This is a genomic window from Paenibacillus sp. 01T442, assembly GCF_056398345.1.
On record NZ_JBFTPF010000158.1, the window covers coordinates 1 to 4,910 of the forward strand.

At 44.1% G+C, this 4,910-nt stretch carries 2 protein-coding genes; one reads left to right on the forward strand and one right to left on the reverse strand.

The features are described from left to right. The first annotated feature begins 94 nt into the window (after positions 1-94). Entirely contained in the window at positions 95-1,819 is a 1,725-nt protein-coding gene (acsA, locus tag AC1DLM_RS34775) for an acetate--CoA ligase (RefSeq protein ID WP_477572549.1), read from the forward strand. Between the two features lie 108 nt (positions 1,820-1,927). Here acsA and AC1DLM_RS34780 read toward each other — a convergent pair. Further along, the coding region (locus AC1DLM_RS34780; RefSeq protein ID WP_477572550.1) for a transglycosylase domain-containing protein at positions 1,928-4,910 on the reverse strand (2,983 nt) is incomplete at its 5' end.

Below are 4,910 nucleotides of genomic sequence, written 5' to 3' on the forward strand. Positions count from 1 at the left end.
TGTTATAATAGAACATGTCAAAAATCGATCACATTTTGCTCGAATTCATCAGTAAAGTGAAAGCGGTTTATTTCGTGAGGAGGGTTTTACGTTTATGGATCAAATGAAAGATGAACTCATTAAATCAGTATCCCTTAATCCAAACATGGCTAATTACGAACAAACACATGCGTCATTTGATTGGGCAGACATCGAGAAAAACTTCTCATGGTACGAGACAGGTAAAGTGAATATGGCCTATGAGGCCATTGACCGTCATGCGGAAGGCGGGAAGAAAGACAAAATTGCTTTATATTACAGCGACAGCTCACGTGATGAAGCAATTACTTTTGGACAAATGAAGGAAAGATCCAATCAGTTTGGTAATGTGCTTAGAAATCTAGGCATTGGCAAAGGTGAGCGAGTTTTCATTTTCATGCCGCGGACACCTGAACTGTATTATTCTTTACTGGGATCGCTCAAAGTAGGTGCGGTCGTTGGACCACTTTTTGAAGCGTTCATGGAAACTGCGGTTCGAGATCGTTTGGCAGATAGTGAAGCGGTTGCGATAATCACGACGCCTAGTCAATTATCACGTGTGCCGTATAGTGAACTTCCGCACCTTAAGCATGTGATCCTTGTAGGGGAGAACATTGAGCTTGGTGAAGGACAAGTTGATTATCATAAAGAAATGGCAAACGCTTCTACAGAGCTTGAGATTGAATGGTTGGGGCGTGAAGATGGATTAATTATTCATTATACATCCGGGTCAACTGGGAAACCGAAAGGCGTATTCCACGTTCAGAATGCGATGTTGCAGCACTATTATACGGGACAAATTGTCCTTGATTTGAAAGAAGATGACATCTATTGGTGTACCGCAGATCCAGGTTGGGTAACAGGGACTTCCTATGGGATCTTCGCTCCTTGGTTGAATGGTGCGACGAATGTAATCCGCGGAGGACGTTTCAGTCCACAGGATTGGTACAATACACTTCAGAAATATAAAGTAACCGTTTGGTACAGTGCGCCAACTGCTTTCCGTATGTTGATGGGGGCAGGCGATGATGTTTCTGCAAGCTATGATTTATCGGCACTTCGTCATGTATTGAGTGTTGGAGAACCATTGAACCCGGAAGTCGTTAGATGGGGTATGAAGGTCTATAATCAACGTATTCACGATACGTGGTGGATGACAGAGACAGGCGGACAGTTGATTTGTAACTATCCTTCTATGACGATTAAACCAGGCTCAATGGGTCGTCCAATTCCAGGTGTTGATGCTGCTATTATCGACGATGCGGGTAATATTCTGCCTCCGAATCGGATGGGGAACCTCGCGATCAAAACACCTTGGCCATCGATGATGCGTAAAATTTGGAACAACCCGTCCAAGTATGAAGAGTACTTCCGTTTGACAGGCTGGTACGTTTCCGGAGATTCCGCTTATCAAGATGAGGATGGTTACTTCTGGTTCCAAGGCCGTGTGGATGATGTTATCAACACAGCAGGTGAGCGCGTAGGTCCATTCGAAGTCGAAAGCAAGCTCGTTGAGCATCCAGCTGTTGCTGAAGCTKGGGTTATTGGGAAACCAGACCCTATGCGGGGAGAAATCATCAAAGCGTTTATCGCGTTGCGTGAAGGTTTTGTTGCTTCTGATGAACTGAAAGCTGAAATTTCTAAGTTCGTCAAGGAAGGTCTTTCTGCGCATGCGGCACCGCGTGAGATTGAATTCAAGGACAAGCTGCCCAAAACACGCAGTGGGAAGATCATGCGCCGTGTGCTTAAAGCATGGGAGCTTAACCTTCCGACAGGTGACTTATCGACAATTGAAGATTAATTAGGTTCATCCCAAGCTTTCTACGTACCCTCAGTGGTGCAGAGAAAGCTTTCTGTGCATCAAAAAAAAGAAGAACCTGGCTGCTGCCAGGTTCTTCTTCAATTACGCTTATTTATTATAAGCGATGGTGGCAGAGAATTTAGACTCTCCAGCTTCATTAATGGCTGTTATCTTATAATAACCATTGAAAGCTGCCGCGTAGTAATGGAATTCAGTTCCATTCTCAACGGTGCCTAGCTTCGTGTATGTGCCCTTTTCTTTATCACTAAAATACACGACATATTGTTTGACTTTGTCTTTGGCATCATTCGCTTTCCATGTTAGGACAAGAGAAGCTTCTTCAGCCTTTGCCTTGATGCCCGTAGGTGCAGAAGGAGCATCCTTGGATGCCGGCTTGCCCGTAGGAGTGCCAGCTCCTGTTCCTGTTMCACCATTCGTTGGTCCTGGTGATGGTGATGGTATGATAAGATCTTTCAGTGGATTGCCATTGCTATCGACACCAGGGATGATGAATGAATCTAGAGAGCTGCCATCCGTATAAGAGGACCGGCTTGGTGTGGATTCTTTACCTGCWACATCAACAGCAGTGACATAGTAGCCTGTTATAGCTGCTGTTTGAGGTTGATCAACAAACTTCGCTTCAGCACCTGCCATCACGACTTTTCCACCCATGAGCTGGAACTTGCCTTGATTATCTGAACGGTAAATGCGATAGCCTACGATATCTGCATCCGTGTTCGGTTGGAAGGTAATTGTCGCCGTATCACCTGATTTGACTGTCACGACGTTCTGAGGTGGTGGAGGTGCTTTCCCATCGTCAACCCTTGGATCAGCTTCGGAAGGAGCATCTACGTCATAATCAGTTGGTTTATAGAAATCGATAGGCTTTCTGCTTTTCTCAGGAAGCTTTTGCATCGCTTCATCGATTTCTTTTAATAATTGCGTGATTGATTTTTGTCGTTTAATCACGACTTTCTCTTGTACGAAATCAGCAGGTGTCGTTTCTTGAKCTACGTAATTGAGCCCATTAAGCGAGCTGATTTTCATTTTAACCATGACATTATCTGTTTGTGTTGGCAAATACTTTTTGTTGAAAATGTCGGTTACCAGATGCTCGGAGCTAGTCGTCAGTTCACTTGGAAGCATGCCGGATAAGCTGGAGACTGTTGATGAAACGATTCCATCTGGTTTTGCGAATGTTTTGTTCGGGAAAAGATCTGGTTTTTGCTCAATCGTTTTATTCAAGATGAGCGCCCAAATATCTTTTGCATGGTTGGTTTGGCCTGTTTTGGAAGACAGTTTATTAATCGGCTGATCATAACCGATCCATACACCGACTGTTACATCAGKGGTGAAGCCCATGAACCAAGCATCAGCATCATCCTGTGTGGAGCCTGTTTTTCCAGAGATCTCGATTTTGCCGTATGATTTGAATTTTTTCATGAGATCCGTAGCTGTCCCTTGGCTAGCATTGCTAATAACGGTTTTCATCATATCCGTTATTAGGTAAGCCGTTTGCGGCGAGTACGCCGTTTGGGGCTTCTGTTCATGAGCATAGATAGTTTTGCCATTCGAATCTTTAATTTCACGAATTAAGTACGGGGCATTAAACACGCCTTTATTCGGAATAGATGCATAGGCACCTGCTAGTTCCTTGACCGAGGTTCMCCGACTTAAACCACCTATAACACCAGTTTGTGCGACATTATCCTCTTTGGTAAGAGACGTAATACCTAGTTTCTTAGCGAAATCCCATGCTTGCGTAATGCCTACTTTATTGAGGAATATATCGATAGCTGGGATATTATAGGATTGATTTAAAGCTCTTCGGGCAGTCATCAGGCCATGGAATTTATGGTCCCAGTTCTCAGGCAAATGGAAGCCTTTAACTCCGTCCTTGAGAATGATTGGGATATCATCTACGATGGTGGCAGGCTGCAAGACCCCTTTTTCGAGTGCAGGGATATAAGCGGCAATTGGCTTCATTGTAGATCCGGGCTGTCTATAGGCTTGTGTAGCGTGATTCAATTGTTCATCGAAGAAGTCGCGGCCCTCAATCATTCCTTTGATGGCTCCCGTTTTGGAATCAATCATAATGGCACCTACCTGCTCAATGCCACCTTTTTTCTCATCCGTTGGTGCGAAATTCTTCTCATTGCTTGAAATTTCATGCATCGAATCATAAATCGTTTTATCAATTGTGGTGTAGATTTGATATCCGCCGCGTAATAGCTGTGTATGTATGTTCTTGAGCGCTTCATTATAAGCGGTCTGGTTCGTCTTCGGATCGAGCTCTGGATGTTGAAGTTTTAATAAAATTTCAGATGCTTCCTGCTCGGTCTCGATCATTAGATAAGGGTAGGTCGTATAAGCTTTTTGAGCTGCTGCCGGCATGGAAGCTTTGAGATCGAATTTCAAGGCATCTTGATATTGATCACTGGTAATTTTGTTTTCTTCCATCATTCGCTTTAATACTAACTGCTGTCGCGTTACCGCTTTTTTGAAACCATCCTCATCAAAAGCCGGCTTACTTGTAAAAGCCGAATATTGCGATGGAGATTGAGGTAATCCGGCTAAATACGCAGCTTGTGCAATATTCAATTTGGTTAAATCGTCGATATTGAACAGACCTTTGGCAGCGGCTTTAATGCCGTAGAGATTATAGCCAGTTGCCCCATTGCCGTATGGGATTTTGTTTAGGTAGGCTAGTAAAATTTCATCCTTCGACATGATGCGTTCCATCCGAAGTGCAAGCAGCAACTCTCTTGCTTTACGGCCGTCATCGCGATCTAGTGTGAGGAAAACACGTCTAGCTAGCTGTTGTGTGATTGTACTTCCGCCGGTTTGTACATCTTCATTCAGAAGCTTCTGAGTGACTGCACGGTAGAGACCACGGAAATCGATACCGCGGTGATTGTAGAAATCTTTGTCCTCAATTGCGAGGACTGCGTCTAACAAATTCTGTGGGATATCTTCAAGTTGTGCAAGACGTCGATCTTCTTCGGTTCGTAATTGTCCAATCACAGCATCATCATTGAAATAGGCGAATCCTGTGATGGCATTCTCTTGCATTTGTTGTCGAATCGAATCC